General features: G+C 71.8%; 19 protein-coding genes and 1 pseudogene. 13 read left to right on the top strand and 7 right to left on the bottom strand.

Going from position 1 to position 19,547, the window contains the following annotated elements; translation table 11 throughout:
* Nucleotides 1-25: 25 nt before the first annotated feature.
* The 4 genes from AC07DA_RS04910 to AC07DA_RS04895 form a co-directional block, all read right to left on the bottom strand.
* Complete coding sequence (locus tag AC07DA_RS04910; protein ID WP_479124624.1) at nt 26-1,555, bottom strand: beta-N-acetylhexosaminidase; 1,530 nt, start codon at nt 1,553-1,555, stop codon at nt 26-28.
* A gap of 47 nt (nt 1,556-1,602) precedes the next feature.
* The gene (locus AC07DA_RS04905) at nt 1,603-2,463 is read right to left on the bottom strand and encodes a carbohydrate ABC transporter permease (protein ID WP_479124622.1); all 861 of its coding nucleotides are present in this window, start codon (nt 2,461-2,463) and stop codon (nt 1,603-1,605) included.
* Nucleotides 2,460-3,446 carry a carbohydrate ABC transporter permease gene (locus AC07DA_RS04900; protein ID WP_479124620.1) on the bottom strand — a complete coding sequence of 329 codons (987 nt, stop codon included), beginning with the start codon at nt 3,444-3,446 and terminating at the stop codon, nt 2,460-2,462. Before AC07DA_RS04900 ends, AC07DA_RS04905 begins: the two co-directional genes overlap by 4 nt.
* A 71-nt stretch (nt 3,447-3,517) precedes the next feature.
* A complete protein-coding gene (locus tag AC07DA_RS04895) occupies nt 3,518-4,777 on the bottom strand; it encodes an extracellular solute-binding protein (protein WP_479124618.1) in 1,260 nt (419 codons plus the stop codon).
* 258 nt (nt 4,778-5,035) lie between these two features.
* Here AC07DA_RS04895 and AC07DA_RS04890 point away from each other — a divergent pair, with 258 nt between their 5' ends.
* The 10 genes and pseudogenes from AC07DA_RS04890 (at nt 5,036) to AC07DA_RS04845 (ending at nt 13,226) form a co-directional block, all read left to right on the top strand.
* Nucleotides 5,036-5,818, top strand: a complete 783-nt coding sequence (locus AC07DA_RS04890; RefSeq protein WP_479124616.1) for a GntR family transcriptional regulator — start codon at nt 5,036-5,038, stop codon at nt 5,816-5,818.
* 379 nt (nt 5,819-6,197) lie between these two features.
* Nucleotides 6,198-7,307, top strand: a complete 1,110-nt coding sequence (locus tag AC07DA_RS04885) for an ATP-binding protein (protein WP_479124614.1) — start codon at nt 6,198-6,200, stop codon at nt 7,305-7,307.
* Nucleotides 7,308-7,327: 20 nt separating this feature from the next.
* Nucleotides 7,328-8,149, top strand: a complete 822-nt coding sequence (locus AC07DA_RS04880; RefSeq protein WP_479124724.1) for a roadblock/LC7 domain-containing protein — start codon at nt 7,328-7,330, stop codon at nt 8,147-8,149.
* Nucleotides 8,142-8,528, top strand: a complete 387-nt coding sequence (locus AC07DA_RS04875) for a DUF742 domain-containing protein (RefSeq protein ID WP_351362051.1) — start codon at nt 8,142-8,144, stop codon at nt 8,526-8,528. The genes AC07DA_RS04880 and AC07DA_RS04875 overlap by 8 nt, the downstream gene beginning before the upstream one ends.
* A 4-nt stretch (nt 8,529-8,532) precedes the next feature.
* Nucleotides 8,533-9,093, top strand: coding sequence for a GTP-binding protein (locus AC07DA_RS04870; RefSeq protein WP_479124612.1), 561 nt, complete (start codon nt 8,533-8,535; stop codon nt 9,091-9,093).
* An 11-nt stretch (nt 9,094-9,104) separates the two neighbouring features.
* The gene (locus tag AC07DA_RS04865) at nt 9,105-10,481 is read left to right on the top strand and encodes a cytochrome P450 family protein (RefSeq protein ID WP_479124610.1); all 1,377 of its coding nucleotides are present in this window, start codon (nt 9,105-9,107) and stop codon (nt 10,479-10,481) included.
* A gap of 89 nt (nt 10,482-10,570) precedes the next feature.
* On the top strand, nt 10,571-11,818 hold the full coding sequence (locus tag AC07DA_RS04860) for a cytochrome P450 (protein WP_479124608.1): 1,248 nt from the start codon (nt 10,571-10,573) through the stop codon (nt 11,816-11,818).
* On the top strand, nt 11,815-12,645 hold the full coding sequence (locus AC07DA_RS04855) for an enoyl-CoA hydratase/isomerase family protein (RefSeq protein ID WP_479124606.1): 831 nt from the start codon (nt 11,815-11,817) through the stop codon (nt 12,643-12,645). Before AC07DA_RS04860 ends, AC07DA_RS04855 begins: the two co-directional genes overlap by 4 nt.
* Nucleotides 12,646-12,804: 159 nt before the next feature.
* A pseudogene (locus AC07DA_RS04850) lies at nt 12,805-13,026 on the top strand (OsmC family protein); the annotation flags it as partial.
* Nucleotides 12,957-13,226: a VOC family protein gene (locus AC07DA_RS04845; RefSeq protein WP_479124723.1), complete on the top strand. Its 270-nt coding sequence runs from the start codon at nt 12,957-12,959 to the stop codon at nt 13,224-13,226. The pseudogene AC07DA_RS04850 and the gene AC07DA_RS04845, both read left to right, overlap by 70 nt.
* Nucleotides 13,227-13,280: 54 nt before the next feature.
* Here the strand turns inward: AC07DA_RS04845 and AC07DA_RS04840 are convergent, their stop codons facing one another.
* A complete protein-coding gene (locus AC07DA_RS04840) occupies nt 13,281-13,748 on the bottom strand; it encodes an ATP-binding protein (RefSeq protein ID WP_479124605.1) in 468 nt (155 codons plus the stop codon).
* 183 nt (nt 13,749-13,931) lie between these two features.
* Here AC07DA_RS04840 and AC07DA_RS04835 point away from each other — a divergent pair, with 183 nt between their 5' ends.
* The 3 genes from AC07DA_RS04835 (at nt 13,932) to AC07DA_RS04825 (ending at nt 17,501) form a co-directional block, all read left to right on the top strand.
* On the top strand, nt 13,932-15,662 hold the full coding sequence (locus AC07DA_RS04835) for a PP2C family protein-serine/threonine phosphatase (protein ID WP_479124603.1): 1,731 nt from the start codon (nt 13,932-13,934) through the stop codon (nt 15,660-15,662).
* 126 nt (nt 15,663-15,788) lie between these two features.
* The gene (locus AC07DA_RS04830) at nt 15,789-16,817 is read left to right on the top strand and encodes an LLM class flavin-dependent oxidoreductase (RefSeq protein ID WP_479124601.1); all 1,029 of its coding nucleotides are present in this window, start codon (nt 15,789-15,791) and stop codon (nt 16,815-16,817) included.
* Nucleotides 16,818-16,820: 3 nt separating this feature from the next.
* Nucleotides 16,821-17,501 (top strand): NADPH-dependent F420 reductase, encoded by a 681-nt coding sequence (locus tag AC07DA_RS04825; protein WP_479124599.1) that lies wholly within the window; start codon nt 16,821-16,823, stop codon nt 17,499-17,501.
* Between the two features lie 383 nt (nt 17,502-17,884).
* On the opposite strand, the gene AC07DA_RS04820 is transcribed toward AC07DA_RS04825, so the two are convergent.
* The gene (locus AC07DA_RS04820; protein ID WP_479124597.1) at nt 17,885-18,802 is read right to left on the bottom strand and encodes a CU044_5270 family protein; all 918 of its coding nucleotides are present in this window, start codon (nt 18,800-18,802) and stop codon (nt 17,885-17,887) included.
* Nucleotides 18,799-19,518 (bottom strand): RNA polymerase sigma factor, encoded by a 720-nt coding sequence (locus tag AC07DA_RS04815; protein ID WP_479124595.1) that lies wholly within the window; start codon nt 19,516-19,518, stop codon nt 18,799-18,801. The genes AC07DA_RS04820 and AC07DA_RS04815 overlap by 4 nt, the downstream gene beginning before the upstream one ends.
* Between the last annotated feature and the right edge of the window lie 29 nt (nt 19,519-19,547).

Genomic DNA, 19,547 nt, shown 5'->3' with positions numbered 1-19,547 from the left:
GGTGGTGGGCGTGCGGTGGTGCGGCTCAGGGGTGGCGGCTGACCCGCAGCGCGTCGAGGCGTGCGGTGTGTCCGGCCAAGCGGGAGCTGAAGTCGGCCCAGGTGGTGGGGCCGCTCCAGGCGCCGTCGGCCAGGGCGCACAGACGGGGGTAGGTCAGGTACTCGATGCGCGCCGGTGTCGCGGCGTACTCGGTCCACAGGTGGGCCTGGGTGCCCAGGACGCGGGCGGCCGTCTGCGCGGTTGCCGTGGCGGGGACCGGGTCGTGGCCGTGGACGTCCCGCAGGGCCACCACGCCTCCGGACTGCCCCGGCGGCTCGCCGGGGTCCGCGCTGCGGGGGTAGTCCAAATAGGTGGCGCGGTAATGGGAGTTGATCACGTCGTGGCCGCGGCGGGCCGCCGCCAGGGCGTGCTCGGGGTCGCGCCAGGCCATCACGGTGAATCCCTCGGGCAGTTCGGTGCCGGTCTCCGCCCAGGCGACCGGCCGCCGCCCCTGCCGGGTGAGGAAGGCGCCGACCCGGCCGAGGAACCAGCCGTGCAGGGCCGCGGGGCCGGCCAGCCCCGCGGCACGGGCCCGGGCCCTGGCCGCCGTGCTCCGCTCCCATTCGGTGGTGGGGCATTCGTCGCCGCCGATGTGCAGGTACGGCGAGGGGAAGACGTCCATGACCTCTTCCAGCACGGTCCGGCAGAAGTCGAAGACCTCCTCGTGCACGCCGAGCGTGGTCTCGCACACCCCCCACCTCGTCCAGACGTCCAGGGTCCGCTCCGGCCGGTTGCCCAGGTGCGGGTAGGCGGCGACCGCGGCCCGGGCGTGGCCGGGCATCTCGATCTCGGGCATCACCGTGACGCCGCGCGCTGCCGCGTGGCCGACGAGACGGGTGAGTTCGGCCCGGGTGTAGGCGCCGCCGTGGGGGGTGCCGTCGTAGCGGTCGCCGCTCGGTCCGGTCGCGGACTGGCGGCGGTGGCCCCCGACCTCGGTGAGCTTGGGGTAGGCCGGGACGGGCATCCGCCAGCCCTGGTCGTCGGTCAGGTGCAGGTGGAAGACGTTGATCTTGTGCAGGGCGAGCAGGTCGACGTAGCGCAGCAGGTACGACAGGGGCTGGAAGTGGCGGGCCACGTCGAGCATGGCCCCGCGCCAGGGCCGGCGGGGGACGTCGGTGATGTCGGCGCAGGGCAGGGTCCAGGGCACGCCGCGCTGCGGTGAGGGGGCCAGGGCCGGTACGGGCAGCAGTTGGCGGATGGTCTGTACGCCCCGCAGGAGTCCGGTGAGGGCGCGGGCGCGCAGGAGCAGCGAGTGCGGTCCGATCGTCAGCCCGTAGCCCTCGTCGCCCAGGCCCGTCAGGGCGGTGTCGAGGGCGAGGACGACCGGTCCGTCGGCGGCGGGGCGCAGGGGCAGGCCGGTGGCGGGGGCGAGGAGCGTGCGCAGGAGGTCGGCGGCGGGTTCGGCACCGCCGGTGACGCGCAGCCGGGTGCCGGCGTCGAGGGTGAGGTGACCGGCTTTGATGCGGGCCTTGGTGGGACGGGGCAGGAGCGGTGTCCGCGGTGCGGGCGAGGTCACGGCTGTCTCCGGAAGAGGTCGCGTCTGGGTGGGGGGCGCGGGAGGGCTCAGCCCTTGACGGCGCCGGCTGCGAAGCCGGAGGTCACATGGCGTTGCAGGAGGAGGAAGACGGCGAGCGCGGGGAGCGCGAAGAGGGTGGAGGCCGCCATGGTGGCGCCCCAGTCGGTGCCGAAGACGTTCTGGAAGGAGGACAGCCAGACCGGCAGGGTGCGGCTGTCCTGCTGTTTGATGATGAGGAAGTTGGCGTAGGCGAACTCGTTCCAGGCGGTGATGTAGCCGAACAGGGAGGTGGCCATCAGACCGGGGGTGAGGAGGGGGAAGGTGATGTGGCGGAAGGCGTGCCGCCGGGTGCAGCCGTCGACCTGGGCCGCCTCCTCCAGTTCGGGCGGGATGGCGGCGATGAACCCGCGCAGCACCACGACGGTGAACGGCAGCGTCATCATGAAGTAGACGAGCGTCAGGGTGGGCAGCCGGTCCAACATCCCGGTGTCCCGGGAGATGATGTACACGGGGATGATCAGCGCTTCCCACGGTGCCATCTGGGCGACGAACACCAGCAGCATGAACTGCCGTCGGCCGCGCCAGCGCATGCGGGCCACGGCGAACGACGCCCCGAGTGCGACCACCAGGGCGAGCAGGACGGCGGCCACGGTCACGAGGATGCTGTTGCGCCAGAACAGGGCGAATCCGTCGGCGTCGACGGCGGTGCGGAAGTGCTCCAGCGTCCAGGTGCGGGGCAGGAGCCGGGGGGTGTCCGACTGGATGTCCCGGTTGGGCTTGAACGCCGTGGTGATCATCCAGTAGACGGGGAAGAGGCAGAGGACGATCGTCAGGCCGGCGGCCGAGTGCAGCAGGACGCGCCGGCGCGGCCCGGAACGCCGCGCTCCGGCCGGGCTCACGGGGCTCACGGGGTATCGCCCTCCTGACGCAACAGCTGGCGGAAGTACAGGACGAGCACGGCGGCCATCAGCAGGACGGTGACCATCGACGCCGCGGAGCCGAGGTCGTAGCGCTGGCTCGACAGGGCGGTCTGGACGGCGTAGACGGGCAGGATGGTCGTGGCGTCCCCGGGTCCGCCGTTGGTCATCACCCAGATCTGCACGAACGCCTTGAAGGTCCAGATGACCTCCAGGCAGAGGACCAGCATGAAGATCGGCCGGATCATGGGGAGGGTGACGGCGCGGAAGATGCGCCCGGCCGAGGCCCCGTCGAGGCGGGCCGACTCGTACAGTTCCGTGGGCACGGTCGTCAGGGCCGAGTAGAGGGTGATGGCGGCGAACGGCACCGACTGCCAGACGATCAGCAGCACGAGGATGGTGAAGGCGGCGGGGCCGTGCGCGAACCAGGGGTAGCGGTCGAACGATGCGAAGCCGAGTGCCTGCAGCGTCCAGTTGACGATGCCGAACTCGGAGTGGAACAGCCACTGGAAGACGGTGGTGGCCGCGATGACCGGCATCGCCCATGCCAGGACGAGGGCGCTGAGCACGGCCGTCCGCCACCGGCGGCCCAGTCGTTCGACGAGCAGGGCGACCAGGGTCGCCAGGAGCATGATCAGGGCGACGTTCGCCGCCATGAAGACGAAGGTGCGGCGCACCACCTGCCAGAAGCGCTCGTCCGTCAGCAGCGTCTCGTAGTTGCGCAGTCCCACGAACCGCGCGTCGCCTTGGATGAGCTCCCGGAGCCGGAAGTCCTGGAGCGATATCAGCACGGCGCGGGCCAGGGGGTACAGCAGGAGGTACAGCATGCCCAGGACCGTGGGAGCGGCCAGCAGGTAGGGCCAGGGGCCCGCGTGCCCGGCGCGGTGCCTGCTGCCGCGCCCGGGCTTGTCGGGGGGTGGTGCGGGCGGGCGGGGCCGGGCGGGTGGCGCGCCGGCGTCGCGGGTGACCGACACGGTGCCGTCTCCTCGGATGTGTCGTCTCATGGGTGGGTGGCAGGTGCCGTGGCGAGCCGCGCGGTCGCGGATCAGGAGCCGTTCATGGCGGCGGTCACGGCCGCGGAGGCCCGGGCCGCCTCCGCCGCCGCGTCGGCGCCGGTGAGGACCGCGGTCATGTAGTCCTTGATGGGGTTCTTCGCTTCGACGGCGGCCCAGCCGGGGGTGTTGGGGGTGGCCCTGCCGACGGCGGCGCCCTTGGCCATGGCCGAGGCGCCCGGGTCGGAGGCGACCGCGTCGGCCAGGGTCGTTTTGTTCGGTACGTAGCTCATGGCCGCGGCGAGCTTGCGCTGCCAGGCGTCGCCGGTGATTTCCTTGACGAAGGTGAAGGCGGCGTCCTGCTTGCCGGAGGCGGCCGGGATGACGAGGTCGGAGCCGCCGATGAACACCGACCCGGGGCGTTCGGCGGTCTTGCCGGGGATGGGGAAGAAGCCGAGCCTGCCCTTGAGGTCGGGGTTGTGCTCGGTGACCACGTTGGCTCCGCCGGGCGTGGAGATGATCTGGGCCACCTGCCCCTTGGCCATGACCTCCGCCTGCGGGGGCTCCGCTTCGTCGGAGTCCTTGGGGCCGTCGCCCAGGGCCTGGAGCTCTTCGTAGAAGGCCATGCCGCGCAGCGCCTGCGGGGTGTCGAGCGCGCCCTTCCAGGTCCTGCCGGAGCGGGTGGCCAGGTCGCCGCCCTCGTCCCAGATGAACCCGGCCAGGGCGTACCACATCTGTCCCGGCAGGTAGATGCCCTGGGTGGTCCCGCGGTCGAGCTTCTCGGTGGCGCTGATCCACTGCTCGCGGGTCCTGATGGAGGCGGCGTCGACGCCGGCCTTCTCGAACAGGTCGGTGCGGTAGATCACGACACGGTTGGCGGCGTAGTACGGGATGCCGTACTGCCTGCCCTCGAAGGCTCCGGGCTCGGCCAGCCCCTTGATCCAGTCCTCGCCGCCGAGTTCGCCGATCCGGTCGCTCAGGTCGAGCAGGCCGCCGCTCTGGGCGTACTGGGCGACCTGGGTGTTGCCGGTCTCGATGACGTCCGGGGCGTCGTTGCTGGCGAGGGCGGCCGTGACCTTTTCCCCGATGCCGTCCCACTCCTGGATCTGGATCCGCACGTCGATGTCCGGGTGGGCGGTCTCGAAGCCCGCGACGAACTCCTTCTGGAACTGGGCCGAGACGCTGTCGCGCATGAGCCAGACGTCGATCGTCGTGGCGCCGTCGGCGGAGTCCCCGGAGGAACCGGAGCCGCAGGCGCTTGCGCCGGAGGCGATCACCAGTGCGGACAGGCCTGCGAGCATGCGGTGCTTCACGGTTCACCTCTGGGGGGAAGGCGCCACGGCACCTGACCAGTTGGGCAACTGGACAGGTGACCTCTCGTTGGTCGATGAAAATGGCATAGACCAATAGAGGCGTCAATCCCCCGCGTCGCAACCACTTTTGGCCATGGCGCTCCCGGCTCGGACGGCGGACGGGCACATCCGGCACTTGACCAGTCGAGGGCGAATGGTAAACAGTCCACACAACGGGTCGAGCGCCATCGGGGTACGGCGGGGCGGGAGCGGTCGGGCATGAACGCGGGCGAGTCGGGGGCGGTGCTCAAACGGGAGCGCGTCCGGGACCACATCCTCCAGTTGATCGAGTCGCTGCGCCCCGGGGACGCGATCCCCTCCGAACGGTCCCTGTGCGCCACGCTCCAGGTCTCCCGCCCGACCCTTCGAGCGGCCGTGGACGAACTGGTCGCGGCCGGGCTCCTGGTGCGCGAGCACGGCCGGGGCATGTTCGTGGCCCCCGAGAAGATCACCCAGGAGCTCGTCTCGGACTCCCACGGCATGATCCTGCCGCAGGCGTCCGGCGCCTGGTCGAGCCGCCTGCTGGAGTTCGCCACCATCACGGCGGGCGCCCGGGTGGGCCGCAAACTGCGCCTGTCCCCCGCCGCCGAGATCGTCTACGCGGCGCGCCTGCGACTGGTCGACGGCGCCCCGATGGCCATCGAGCACCTGCACATCCCGGCGGAACTGGTACCGGCGCTCACGGCCAGGGAGCTGGAGACGGGCGATCTCTACGAGCATCTGCGCCGGCGGCACGGAGTGCGGGTCAGTGACGCGACACAGACGATCGAGCCCACGGTCGTCAGCCAGGCGGAGGCCGCACTGCTGGGCGTGCCCGAGCTGTCGCCCGCCCTGCTCTTCGAGCGCCACACCAGCGACACGCACGGCCGGCCCGTGGAGTACGTCCACTCCCTCTACCGGGGCGACCGTTACCGGATCGTCTCCCGGCTCAGCCTGAACGCGTCGGCCACCTCGCCGCCCACGCCCCGGGCGCAGACCACGCCGGGATGGCACCCGGTGTGATCACGCCCCCGACTCGGCCGCTGGCTCAGCCACCCGGGGAAGCGGCTGCGGTTCCGCCCGGCAGTGGGGGCCGGTCGGGCGTCAACGCCCCTGAGCTGCAGGGCTTGTTGGTGATGTGAAACCCGGAGGAGTGACCTCCGATGCAGTGGGTTGACGGTGATAGCATTCCGCCGTCTGCGACCTTGATCCACTTTTGCTCAGGGCCCTGAACCCCGAACGCGCTGAACTCCCCCCGTGTGCAGTGCGCTGGACGGGTTGCGGATCCTTGCGAGGCGTACCCCCGACGCCCGCATGTAACGCGCCGGGAAAGGTTTCCATGACTCAAGACGTGCTTCTTTGGTGCCTGGCTGCGATAGCGGTGACAGCGGTCGCCGCCGTCGTGGCACTCGTGCTCCGCAGCAGAGGCGTGACGAGGAGGAAGAAGGAGTCCGAGGCCGAGCTTCAGGCGCGGCTGCAGTACAGCCAGAACGAACTGGGACGCGTCCAGGCCGAGTTGGCGAGGATCAGGAACGAGCAGGACGGGGTCATCCGCGAAGCGGAGCAGGCCGCCGAGGAGAACATCAAGGCGGTCCTCAAGGGTGCCGCACGCTTCCTGCAGAGCCTCGCCGCCGAGCAGACGACGCTGCTGGACGGGGTCCAGCGCGAGTACGGCGGCCACCCGGTCCTCGCCGACCTGATGGACATCACGCACGCCAACGCCCAGATGGCCCGCAAGGCCCAGGGCATCGCCGTCATGTGCGGTGCGCCGCTGGGCCGCCGCAACCAGCCGGCCAGCGTCTACGACGTCGTCCGCAGCGCCCAGAGCCAGATCCGCAACTTCCAGCGCGTGGAGATCATGCAGCCGAGCGGCATCGCGCTGAAGGCCTCCGCCGTCGCACCGGTCGCCCTCGCCGTCGCCGAACTGCTTGACAACGCTGCCAGCTTCTCCCAGGCCGACGCGCCGATCGAGGTCACGTTCCGCCAGGTTCAGCAGAACCTCTGCATCATCATCGACGACGCCGGCGTCGGCATGAGCGACGAGGACCGGCAGCGGGCGAGCGCGCTGCTGTCCGGCGACGACGTCCCCCGGCTGTCCCAGCTGGGCACCCAGCCGAAGTTCGGCTTCCCGGTGATCGGCCTGATCGCCCGGCAGTACGGCTTCAAGGTGGACGTCACCGGTGTCTCCCGGTACGGCGGCGTACGGGCCGTCGTCCTGCTGCCCGAGGAGCTGTGGACCATGGAGGAGACCCCCGCGGCCCCGGAGGCCGCGCCCGTGAGCAGCATCCGGCCGGTGCAGGCGCGCACGCCGGAGCGCACGGCCAACGGTCTGCCCAAGCGCGGGACCCGCATCACGTCCGTCGGCGACTCCCCCGCGGCGGACCAGCCCGTCAGACGAGCCGTGCGACGCCGCGGCACCGGCAGCCTGGGTGCCCTGCAGCGCGGCACCCAGACCGGGCGTGACGTGGCCTCCGTCGACACCCCCACGTCCGAAGGGTCCGACAACGCATGAGTACGACCGACCTGTCGTGGATGGTTCAGGACATCGTCACCAACGTGCCGAAGGCGCGGCACGCCGTGGTGCTGTCGGCGGACGGCATACCGCGCGGTGCCACGGACGGTCTGACCCGCGCGGACGTGGGAACCGTCTCGGCGGCCATGGCGGGGATGCAGTCCCTCAGCCGGGCCACCGCCCACTTCGCCGGCACCTCTCCGGACCGGGAGTGGATCCAGACCGTCATCGAGTTCCAGCACGGCTGGGTCTTTCTGATCGGGGCCGGGCAGGGCGCCTACCTGGCCGCCGCCGCGGAGCCCGACGTGGACATGGAGCAGCTCTCGTTCCGCATGAACCGGCTGGTCGCCCGGTTGGGCAACAACCTGACCGCCCCGCCGCGCGTCCTCCCCGCCGACGCCGCCCAGGCCGGGGACGGCCCCCAGGCGCAGCCCGCCGACAACAGCAGGTCCGTCGCCGTTCTCGACCGGCTGGACCGGGCGGTGGCCTCGGTGCCGGGCGCCCTGCACGCCCTGCTGCTGGGCGCGGACGGTCTGCCGCGCGGCGCCAGCGCGGGGGTCGACCGGGACCTCGCGGACACGATCTCGGCGGCCATGACCGGCATCCACGCCTACAGCCGGGCGACCGCGCCCTTCGCGGGCGGCGAAGCGGACGACGAGTGGAGCCAGACGGTCATCGAGTTCCAGCACGGCTGGGTGTTCCTGATCGCCGCCGGTGAGGGTGCTTTCCTCGCGGCGGCCGCCGAACACGACTGTGACATCGAGGAGTTCGCCGCACGCCTGACTGACGCGATGCCCGCGTCGCAGCCGGGCGTGCCGGGAGAAAGGGCCAGCGATGCATGACGACCCGTCCGACGAGCTCGAACTGACGGCCCCGTTAGTCCCGTTCTTCGTCATGGCGAAGGGGCGCGTACTCCCGCGGGACAGCGAGTACGAGCACACCACCATGATCACGGCCCAGGACTCGGCCCTGGCCACGGTGCGGACCCTGGCCCCGGAGGCTCGCGCGGTCATCGACCTGCTCGCGGACGGGTACCTCTCGGTCGCCGAGGTCGCGGCCCACACCCAGCTGCCCCTGGGCATCGTGCGCATCCTGCTCGCGCAGATGGCCGAGGACGACCTGATCCATGTGCGCAATCCGGTGCCGCATGCCGAACGCCATGACCCCGCCCTGCTCACCGCCGTGCTCCATGGCCTGGAGCGCATACGAACCGGAGCGTAAGTCCGTGTATCTGGATCCCAAGGTCTCCCGCTCCGTCAAGGTCCTGGTCGTGGGGCACTTCGCGGTGGGGAAGACCACCTACATCGGAAGCGTCTCCGAGATCGAGCCGCTGCAGACCGAGGAGGAGATCACCGAGGCCAGCGTGGGCCTCGACGACCTCTCCGAGACGCCCGACAAGACCACCACCACCGTGGCGATGGACTTCGGGCGCCTGACCCTGAGTGACGACCTGGTCCTCTACATCTTCGGAACCCCCGGGCAGGAACGCTTCAAGCAGATGTGGGAGGGCCTGTCGAGGGGAGCGCTGGGTGCGCTCGTCCTGGTCGACCCCGAACGGCTGGAGGAGACCTTCCCCATCCTGGACCTGGTCGAGGCCTTCGGCCTGCCCTATGTCGTCGGCGTGAACACCTTCGACGGCAGGACCCACTTCCCCCTGCCCGAAGTGTGCGAGGCACTCAACCTCTCCGAGGACACCCCGGTCATCGACTGCGACGTCCGCGACCAGGACTCCTCGATGGAGGCCCTCATCACGCTCGTGAAGCACCTGTTGTCCTCACTCGGCTAGGAGCCACCACCATGCAACAGCCCCCAGAGTCACCCGGGGTACCTGCCGAATGCCCCGCGCACGGCAACATCCCGCTGTACGGCCCCGACTTCGGCTCCGACCCCGAGCGCACCTACGACAAGCTGCGCTCGATGGGGCACAGCGCCCCCGTCGACATCGCGCCGGGCGTCCAGGTCGAGCTGGTGACCAGCTACGACGCGAGCCTGTACATCCTGCAGAACCCGCAGCTGTTCGTCCGCGACTCGCGCCGCTGGAACGCCCTGAACGAGGGTCGGGTCCCGGAGGACAGCCCGGCCCTGCCCATGATGGGGTACCGCCCCAACGCCCTCTTCAGCGACGGCGCGGCGCACGCCCGGCTGCGGCAGGCGGTCACGGAGAGCCTCGCCACCGTCGACCAGAGCCGGCTCATCCGCCTGACCCAGCAGTCGGCCGACTACCTGATCAGCCGTTTCAGCTCCGAGCCCCTCGGTCAGGCCGAGCTGATGGCCGCGTACGCCCAGCCGCTGCCCCTGCTCGTCTTCGGTGACCTGTTCGGCTGCCCGCCCGAGATCGGTGACCGTGTCATCGCCGGGATCACCGGCATCTTCCAGGGCACCGCGGGCGCCGACGAGATCCTGGGCGCCGCGCTCGGCGAACTGATCGCCCTCAAGCGCCGCCAGCCCGGCGAGGACCTCACCACCCGGCTGATGGTGCATTCGGCCCGGCTGAGCGACGAGGAGGTGCTGCACCAGCTGGTGACGCTGCTCTCCGGCGGCACGGCGCCCCTGACGGCCGCGATCGGCACCAGCGCCGCGCTGTACCTCAGCGACGACTGGCCGACCGGCCTGCCGGTCGAGGACGCGGTGGTGAAGACCCTGTGGAACTACGCGCCGATCGCCAACTACGCGGGGCACTACCCCACTCAGGACGTCGAGTTGGGCGACCGCACCCTGCGGGCGGGCGACCCGGTCCTGATCTCCTTCGCGGCGGCCAACACCGATCCCAAGCTCACCGCGCACCGCGAGCAGCTCAGCCCCAAGGCCCACCTGGCGTTCGGCGCCGGTCCGCACGCCTGCCCGGCCAAGGACCCGGCGTTCATGATCGCCGCCACGGCCGTGGAGTCGCTGCTCAACCGGCTGCCGGACGTGGAGATGCGGGTCCCCTTCGCCGAACTGGCGTGGGTGCCTGCGCCGTGGAGCCGCTCGCTGGTGACCGTGCCCATCCGGTTCACCCCCCGGACCGTGGCGCAGCCGGTCACCACGCGTCAGGCGCCGCAGTCCTCCGTGCAGACGGCTCCCTCGCCCACCGGCGTTCCCCAGCCCCACGCGGCGCACCGGCCGGCGCACGCCGCACCGCGTCCGAAGGGCGGGCTCTTCAGCCGCTTCCGGGCCTGGATGAACGGCGAGTGACGCAAGTAACCATATGAAACTACAGAGTTACTGTATGACTCAATTATCACTCGGGTACGGATAGCGGCTGGCAGAAAGGAGCCGCTACCGTGGGTAGTGTCACGACTCCGTCTACGGACCGTCGGGCCACCATTTCCCTGTTCTCCCGTCTTCGGACGGCTGACGGACAGGCCGACCCCTTCCCCCTCTACGCAGAACTCAGGGCGCGCGGCGCTGTCAGCCCCGCGCCCTGGGGTGGATTTCTCGTCACCGAGTACGCCGCCTGTGAGCAGGTGCTGCGCAACGGCGTCTGGCTCGAACCGGACACCCGGTGGCGGGAGCAGCAAGGCGCGCGGACCCGCTGGAGTGCCCCCTCGTCCCGGGAGATCAGCCGTACGCTGCCGGCCCTCAACCCACCGGAGCACACGCGCGTGCGCCGGTCGGCCGGCGGCTTCGACCGCACCACCATCGACCGGTTGGGCGTGCGGGTGTCCGAGATCGTCGACCGGCTGCTGGACACCCTGCACGAGCGGCTGCGCGCGGGCGAGGCCGACTTCTCGGAGCTGGTGAGCGAGGAACTGCCCGTCGCGACCGTCGGCGACTGGCTCGGACTGCCCAGCGCCGACTGGCCCCGGCTGCGTGAGCTCACCCACGAGCAGGTCTTCACCCAGGAACTGCTCCCCAACGCCAGCCAGCTCGCCCGTTCCGACGCCGCCATGGCCGAACTGCGCGCGTACTTCCTGGACCTGGTGCGCGCCCGGCGCGAACGGCCCGGCGACGACCCCGTCTCCCACTGGATCAGCACCTGGGACGAGCTCGAACCGGACCGGGACAAGGCGGACGAAGCCGTCTACTTCCTCGCCCTGTTCGTCCTGCTGGCGGCGCTGGAGACCACCGCGACCCTGCTGTCGACCATGACGCTCCGCCTCGTCGAGGAGTCCGGTCGCTGGACCCGGCTCGCCCGAGAGCCGGACCTGGTGCCCGCGTTCGTCGAGGAGTCCCTGCGCTTCGACCCGCCCACGCACGTCATCAGCCGGGTCGCCGCGCAGGACACGGTCCTGGCGGACACCGACGTCGCCGCCGGTGAGATGGTCCACCTGATGGTGGGCGCCGCCCACCGCGACCCCGCCCGGTTCCCCGACCCCGACACCTTCGACCCGCTCCGCAACCCCACCCACCTGGCCTTCAGCTGGGGCATCCACTACTGCCTCGGAGCGCCCCTGGCCCGGCTCGAAGCACAGACCCTGCTCCGCCACCTCATCACCCGTCTGCCGAGACTCACCCTGGTCCGCCGCCCCGCGCTGGCGCCCCGGGTCGCGTTCCGGCGCCTGCTGAACCTGGATGTAGCGCTCGCATGAACCCGCCCCGCACCCCCGCCGCCGCCGTGCCCGCCCCCGTAGGCACCCCCGCCGCCGACGCCGCGCACCCCTTCGAGACCGCCCGCGCCACCGCTCCCCTGGCTCTGGCCAGAAGCGGTCCCGTCCTGCACGTCCGCCTCAACCCCGCCGCACAGGACGACGTGGTGAGCACGGCGGTCCTGGACGCGCTCATCAACGTCCTGGACGACCTCCACGACCAGCCCGACGTCCGCGTCCTGGTGCTCTCCTCCCTGGGCGACGACTTCTGCCTGGGGGCCGACCGCCGGGAGTACCAGGACGCCCTGGACAGCGACCCCACCGGTGGCACGCTGCTGCGCCTCGCGGACAAGGCGCACCGCCTGTGCCAGGCACTGGAGAACACCCATGCCGTCACCATCGCCCGCCTGCACGGCAAGGTCGTGGGAGCCGGTCTGGCACTGGCCGCCCACTGCGACCTGCGCGCCGGCGCGGACACCTGCCGCTTCCGCATGCCCGAGGTCGGTCTCGGGCTGGCACCCGCCTGGGGCGGCGCGATGGGCCGGCTGATCGCGGAAGCGGGCGCCGCCCGGATCCGCGAACTCATGCTCACCTGCGAGACGTTCGACGCCGTCACCGCCCACCGCCTCGGCCTCCTGCACAAGGTCGCACCGCTCGACGCCCTGGACGAGACCGTCACCGCCTGGACCAGACCCCTCTCCCGGCGCTCCCCACAGGCCCTGCTGCTGACCAAACGCATGCTCACCGGCTATGCGAAGGCCGCCCGCACGGCCGATCCCGCCCTGCTGGACTCCCATCTCCTCGCCGCTCAACTCACCGGCCACCGCTAGCGGGTACCCGGCGCCCCCGGACCGGACACGCGCGGTCGGGCCCGGGGGTGAGCAGCGGTGAGCACCGCATGGCACGGAAGTGGCCTTGCGGGTGAGCGGCGGATGCCCCGAAGGTGATCTTCGACCCGAGCACGTCGTGGATCAGCGAAAGGCATGGAGATGGCAGCAACTCGCTCCGCACACACGGTCTGGCACGGCAGGCTGCTCGACGGCGAGGCAGTCGTCACGCTCGACTCCTGTGGTCCCGGACGGCTGCCCGTGACCTGGCCGTCGCGAGCCGAGCAGGCCAACGGCCGGACCAGCCCCGAGGAATTGATGGCCGCCGCGCACTCCGGCTGCTTCTCCATGGCGCTGTCCCATGCCCTCACCGTGGACGGCAGCTGCGGCTGGACGAGACCAGGAGGCCGGAGCACCCTCAGCAGATGCACATCGACGTCATGGTGGCGGATCTCGACGTGGCCGAGCCGCAAGTCCTCGCGTTGGGTGCGACGCTGCTCGACGGGTCCGACAAGCCAGTCGGGTACCGGGTGTACGCCGACCCCGTCGGGCATCCCTTCTGCCTCGTCACTCCGCTGAAGTGAACACCGCCCGCGCCTGGTCGCGTGGTAGGGCGAGTGCTGGTCGTGTCCTCGGGGTCAGGCGCCGTCGGCGGGAGGGTCCTCGGGCGGCTGGGGCAGGTCGATGGTGGCCGTGATGCGTTTGCCGACCGGTTCGGGGTGGACCTCCAGGCTCCGGCAGACCGCCCTGACGATCTCCAGTCCGTGCTGTCCGACCCGGACCGGGTCGGCGCCGCGGACCACCGGCAGTCGTGGTTCGGTGTCCCAGACGGTCACCGAGACCGAACCGTCGCGCGCCTCCAGTGTCAGCGACGACGGCCCGGGGGCGTACTTGCGGGTGTTGGTCACCAGCTCGCTCACCACGAGCTGCACGAGGTGCACGATCCGCTCGGGCACCGGCACCCCGTGCTCTTCCCGCAGCCCGCGCAGGAACAGCCCCGCGTGGTCACGAGCCCGGGCGATCGCCTCACCGCCCTCGAAGGCGGCCGACATGGCAGTCGACCGACGGGACAGCGCCCGCCCCTCATCGTCAGCAGCCTGCTGCATAAGCCGCCTCGCACCTACGCCCTTCACGTCACGGCAGTCCGATTACCCCACGAATTCCATCACAGGCGCGGTCCATGCCTTCCCGGCCGGGCGTAAGTACGGGGGCTGAGGTGGTCACGCGGGGGGCACTCGGGGAAGGAATGCGGGACAGAGGTGTCCGGCGATCAGCGAGGAGGCAGGGGCGTGGCGGAGCCGGAGCGGACCGGGAGCACCGGTCCACGGTCCCCCGAGGTGGCCGGCATCACGCCGCAGGGGGCGCTGGCCGCGATCGGCGCGGGGGCGTACATCGTGGACGACAAGGGGTGCATCGTCGCGGTCAACGCCCGGGCCGAGCAGCTGCTGAAGCGGACCGCCGAGGACATGCTCGGCCGCGACGCGCACGATCTGCTGCACCGGGACGCCAGCGGCCAGACCCTGCCGACCAGCCGGTGCAGCATGCGGCAGGCGTTCCACGCCCGGCGCACGGAGCAGGCCGGCGGGGAGTGGTTCGCGAAGGGCGACGGCTCCCTGCTGCCCGTCTCGTGGCTTCTCACCCCCTACGACATCGGTGAGCCCGAGCCCGCGACGCTCGTGGTCTTCCACTGTGACCGGCAGACCAGGAACACGGGCCCGCAGCCGGAGCGGGCGGCCGAGCCGCTGACCGAGCTGGAGCGGCTGGCCCTGCTGGCGGAGACCACCACGCGCCTCACCTCCACCCTCGACGTCGACGAGGCGCTGCGCAGGCTGGTGGCGCTGGTCCTGCCGCGGCTGGCGGACTGGGCGGTCGTCGACCTGATCACCGAGCGCGACGAGGTGTGGCGCAGCGCGGTGGTGCACGCCGACGGCGACACGCTGGTGTACCACGCGGAGCTCCAGGGGCCCATGCCCCCGGTGCCCGAGGAGTCGCCCATGCCCTTGTCCAGAGCGTTGCGCGGGGTGGCCTCGACCCTTGCCGGACCCGGGACCTACCAGCGGGAGCCGGACTCCGGAATCGCCGTCGAGCAGCAGCGCCTGTTCAAGACGACCGGCATCCACTCCGCGGCCATCGTCCCCATCCGCAGCACCCGTGAGGTCCTCGGGGCCCTCACGCTGGGCCGCGCCGACAAGGCGGGCGACTACACCGACGCGGATCTCCCGCTGATCGAGGACATCGCGCGCCGGGCCGCGCTCGCCCTGGACAACGCCCGCCTCTACCAGCGCCAGCGCAAGGTCGCCGAGACCATGCAGAACCACCTGCTCCCCCAGCTGCCGCGCCTGCCCGGGCTGAGGATGATCGCCCGCTACCTGCCCGCCCCGGACGCCTCCCAGGTCGGCGGCGACTGGTACGACGCCTTCCGCCTGCCCGACGGCGCCACCGCCCTGGCGGTCGGCGACGTCGTCGGCCACGACCTTGAGGCGGCGGCCGGCATGGCGCAGGTGCGCAACATGCTCCGCGCCTACGCCTGGTCCCAGCAGAAACCCCCCAGCCGGATCGTCGAACGTCTCGACGAGGCGGTCACGCACATCACGAACGTGCCCATGGCCACCATGATCTTCGCCCGTCTCGAAGCAGCACAGGAGGGCCACTGGGAGCTGCGCTGGACCAACGCCGGGCATCCGCCGCCCCTGCTGGTCAGCCGCGACGGCCTCACCCGGTACCTCCTGGACGGCCACGGCATCCTGCTGGGCACCGGAGCCGGCAAACCCCGGCCCGACGCCTCCGCCGTGCTGCCGCCGGGCTCGACGCTCCTGCTGTACACCGACGGACTCATCGAAGCGGTCGGGCACTCCCTGGACGAGGGCCTGGAGCGGCTGCGCCGGCACGCGGCCGCGCTCGCCCACCGCCCCATCGCCTCCTTCACCGACGAGCTGCTGCGCCGGGTCCGGCCCACCGAGAACGACGACGACGTCGCCCTGCTCGTGCTGCGGACCCCGGCCGAGACGAGGGACGCGTAGGGACCTGCCGCGCGCCTCGCCCTCCGCGGCGGGCGCACGCCCGGAATGGGCACCCTCCCTCCATTGTTGACATGTCAACGGGAACACGAGATGGTTGAATCATCAACCACGCGGAGAGGGTGCACCATGACAGACCTCGTACTCGGCCTCGACACCTTCGGCGACGTCCCGCAGGACGCCGGCGTACCCCTCTCGCACGCGGCCGCCGTCCGGCAGGTCGTGGAGGAGGCGGTGATCGCCGACGAGCTCGGCGTCGACGTCATCGCCGTCGGCGAGCACCACCGTCCGGAGTACTCGATCTCCGCCCCGGAGACCGTCCTGGCGGGCATCGCCGCCCGTACCTCGCGCATCAAGCTCGCCTCCGGCGTGACCGTGCTCAGCTCCGACGACCCCGTGCGGGTCTTCCAGCGCTTCGCCACCGTGGACGCGATCTCCCACGGCCGCGCCCAGGCGATCCTCGGCCGCGGCTCGTTCACCGAGTCCTTCCCTCTGTTCGGCTACGACCTGAGCGACTACGACGTCCTCTTCGAGGAGAAGCTCGACCTGTTCGTCAGGCTGCTCGACGAGAAGCCCGTCACGTGGAGCGGCACCACCCGGGCCGCCCTGGAGAACGCCGACGTCTTCCCGAAGACCGAGTCCGGCCGTCTGGACACCTGGGTCGGCGTCGGCGGCTCCCCGCAGTCGGTCGTGCGCACCGCCCGGCACGGGCTGCCGCTCATGCTCGCGATCATCGGCGGTTCCCCCGCGCGCTTCGGCCCCTACATCGAGCTCTACCAGCGGGCCGCCGAGAAGTTCGGCACCGTCGCGCACCCCGTCGGCATGCACTCCCCCGGGTTCGTGGCCGACACCGACGAAGAGGCCAGGGAACTGTTCTACCCTTCGTACAAGGTGATCCGGGACCGGATCGGCGCGCAGCGCGGGTGGCCGCCGCTGCGCCGTGCGGAGTTCGACGCCGAGGTCGAGCACGGCTCGCTGTACATCGGTTCTCCCGAGACCGTCGCACGCAAGATCGCGGGCGCGGTCGGGACGCTCGGCGTCGGGCGCTTCGACATGATCTACAGCTCCGGGGCGCAGCCGGTGGCCGCCCGTACGCGGGCCGTCGAGCTGTTCGGCGCGAAGGTGGCGCCCATGGTCCGCGACATGCTGGCGGGCTGAGCCATGACCACCGTCGGCATCCTCGGCGCCGGCAAGGTCGGCACCGTGCTCGCCAGGCTCGCCCTCGCCGCGGGGCACGACGTACTGATCGCCGGCTCCGGCGACCCGGAGAAGATCGCCCTCGTCGTCGAGATCGTCACGCCCGGCGCGGTGGCGGTGACCGCGGCCGAGGCGGCGGAACGCGCCGACGTCGTCGTGCTCGCCCTGCCGCTCGGCAAGCACCGCTCCCTGCCCGTGTCCGCGCTGCGCGGCAAGCTGGTGGTCGACGCCATGAACTACTGGTGGGAGGTGGACGGCATCCGGGAGGACCTGACCGACCCGCGCACCTCCTCCAGCGAGATCGTGCAGGCCTTCCTGCCGGACTCGCGCGTCGTCAAGGCGTTCAACCACATGGGCTACCACGACCTGGAGGAGGGTGCCCGTCCGGCGGGTGCCCCGGGACGCAAGGCCATCGCGATCGCCGGGGACGGCGAGGACGACGTCGCCGCCGTCGCCGCGCTCGTCGACGCCCTCGGCTTCGACCCGGTCGTCGCCGGCCCGCTGGCCGAGGGCGTGCGCATGCAGCCCGGCACCGAGCTGTTCGGCGCCAACACCGACGCCGCCGGGATCCGCGCGATGCTCGACCGGTTCCCCGGCACGGACCCCGGCCGCCTCCTCGCCGAGGTGCGCGGCACCGCCGGCTGAGCGCCGCGTACCGGCGCACCGCCGTCCCGCCCGGTGCGCCGGCCGTCGGCGGAAGCACCTGGCCGGGCCTCTCGCCCGGGAGCGGTTGCGGCGGGCCGCTCCCGGCCGGTGCAGCGCGGGAGGTGGGCGCGCTTGAGGGTCCGTGTCACCGTGTTGCGGTGCGCGTGGGTCGGCGGGGCCCGCAGCGAGACGGAGCCGCACCGTCGCGATGGTCCAGGACCGGGCGTCCGCCAACGGCCGCCAGGTGACCGCCCCGTCGTAGGAGACGACCGGAAAGGCAGAGGGCAGCACGGAGCCCGCCCGCGCGGTGGCGGGGCGGGCTTTGTCGGTCGCCGGCGACCGGGAGGGCGGGGCCCGGGCGGCTTGTACCGCCCGGGGACGGGTCAGCCGGCCGGAGTCTGTCCGGCCTTGTCGACGACGTCGATGTCGAGCAGCGCGACCTCGTCGGAGCCGAGGTACTTCAGGTCCTTCTCATTGAAGACCCAGACGTCCCGGTCCTCGCCGTCGCCGAAGGACAGGCCGACGCCCGACCGGCCGGCGGCGTCCTGGGCGTCGCGCACCACGGTCACGCCCGGGATCCTGGCGGCGGCGCGGTACAGGGCCGCGTCCACCTCCGGGAGCAGCGTGGCCTCCTGGAGCATGGAACCGATCATCTCCAGGGCGGCTTCCTCATGGGTGGGCCCCTGGCCCTTCGTGGCGTTCCAGATGTGCTGGTACAACTCGTCGGTGCCGGTGGGCAGCGCCTCCAGTTCCCGGTAACTCGCTCGGTTCGGGTCGGCCTTCAGCGTCGTGTCCTCGGTGCCCTTGCCGGAAGGGCCGGACAGCACCGTGATGCGGGCCAGTCCGTCGCGCGTGCCGTCGACGGCGTGCCAGTCGGAGCGCCGAAGGGTGTCCCGGCCCTGGTCCATGACCTGTCGAGTGCCCTCGGTCAGGGTGTAGACGTACTGGTCGTCGCGCACGCGCGGGGCCTCCTGCGCGGCGGCGACCGTGGCGATGCGGTCCAGCAGCCGGACGGCTTCCGGGTCGGTGGACGGCCGGCCGGCTCCGTCGTCGCCCGCGGTGAGCACCGCCGCGACGAGGGCGGCGGCCGTGGCCACGGGGACGGCGATCGCGGCGAGACGCCGCAACGGCCGGGGGCGGGAGGGGCGTTCGCGGGTGGCGGGAGCGCTCGGCGAGGGCGCTTCGCGGGTGATCTCTCGCATCAGATGTGCCTCCAACTGGGTCAGGCGGTCGCTGGGCAGGACCGGGTCACCCGGGCTCGGCAACAGCCGTGCCATCTCTTCACGTTCGGCGGGGTTCATCGGTATCTCTCCTGTGTCGACCGGGCTGCTGCGGCGCGGTCACCCGGTTCCTGTCCGCGGGAGTGGAGGCGTCTCGTTCTTTCTTCGGCCACCGGCCGCCCGGGGGGCCGGGCGGCACGGCGCGCGAGTTCGTTCTCGGCCAGGCGCCGCAGCCGCTGCCGGGCGCGGGACAGGCGCGAGCGCACGGTGCTGAGCGGAACGCCGAGCGCCACCGCGGCGTCGGCGTAGCTGAGCCCGGACCAGACGCACAGGGCGAACACCTCCCGTTCGCGCGGTCTCAGCCGCTCCAGGGCGGATCGGGCGGCCGCGAGGCGCTCGGTGTCCTCCATCCGGCCGACCAGCGCGTCGGCGAAGTCGGGCTCCGTCTCGGTGCCGGAGCGGCGGTCGGGCAGGCGGTCCAGTGCGGCTCTGTGCCGACGGGCGGCGCGGCGCGTGTTGCGCAGCACGTTGGTGGAGATGCCGAACAGCCAGGCGCGCAGACCGTCGCCGACGTCGTCCTCCTGGCCGGTCCGCGTGGCGAACGCGTCGTCGTCCAGCAGTTTCGTCCGCAGCCGCCAGGCCTCCAGGAAGGTCAACGAGACCACGTCGTCGGCCGTGCTCGGATCTCCGAGCCAGCGGGCGGCGTGGCCGTGCACGGCCTGCGCGTGCTCCCGGAAGAGCTGCGCGAAGGCCTGTGCGTCACCGGCCCGTATCCGGGCGCGTAGAGAAAGGTCCACGTCCGGTCCTGTCCGCCCGCCGCGGGGCG

Source organism: Streptomyces sp. NPDC044921 (assembly GCF_056432865.1).
Note: the sequence above shows the minus strand (reverse complement) of the source record. Positions and strands in the feature narration are given on the sequence as shown.

What these genes read in the sequence shown, in the direction of transcription:
- AC07DA_RS04890 (WP_479124616.1), top strand. Translation starts at nt 5,036, where the DNA reads ATGAACGCGGGCGAGTCGGGGGCGGTGCTCAAACGGGAGCGCGTCCGG.
- AC07DA_RS04880 (WP_479124724.1), top strand. Translation starts at nt 7,328, where the DNA reads ATGGTTCAGGACATCGTCACCAACGTGCCGAAGGCGCGGCACGCCGTG.
- AC07DA_RS04875 (WP_351362051.1), top strand. Translation starts at nt 8,142, where the DNA reads ATGCATGACGACCCGTCCGACGAGCTCGAACTGACGGCCCCGTTAGTC.
- AC07DA_RS04865 (WP_479124610.1), top strand. Translation starts at nt 9,105, where the DNA reads ATGCAACAGCCCCCAGAGTCACCCGGGGTACCTGCCGAATGCCCCGCG.
- AC07DA_RS04855 (WP_479124606.1), top strand. Translation starts at nt 11,815, where the DNA reads ATGAACCCGCCCCGCACCCCCGCCGCCGCCGTGCCCGCCCCCGTAGGC.
- AC07DA_RS04840 (WP_479124605.1), bottom strand. Translation starts at nt 13,748, where the DNA reads ATGCAGCAGGCTGCTGACGATGAGGGGCGGGCGCTGTCCCGTCGGTCG.
- AC07DA_RS04830 (WP_479124601.1), top strand. Translation starts at nt 15,789, where the DNA reads ATGACAGACCTCGTACTCGGCCTCGACACCTTCGGCGACGTCCCGCAG.
- AC07DA_RS04825 (WP_479124599.1), top strand. Translation starts at nt 16,821, where the DNA reads ATGACCACCGTCGGCATCCTCGGCGCCGGCAAGGTCGGCACCGTGCTC.
- AC07DA_RS04820 (WP_479124597.1), bottom strand. Translation starts at nt 18,802, where the DNA reads ATGAACCCCGCCGAACGTGAAGAGATGGCACGGCTGTTGCCGAGCCCG.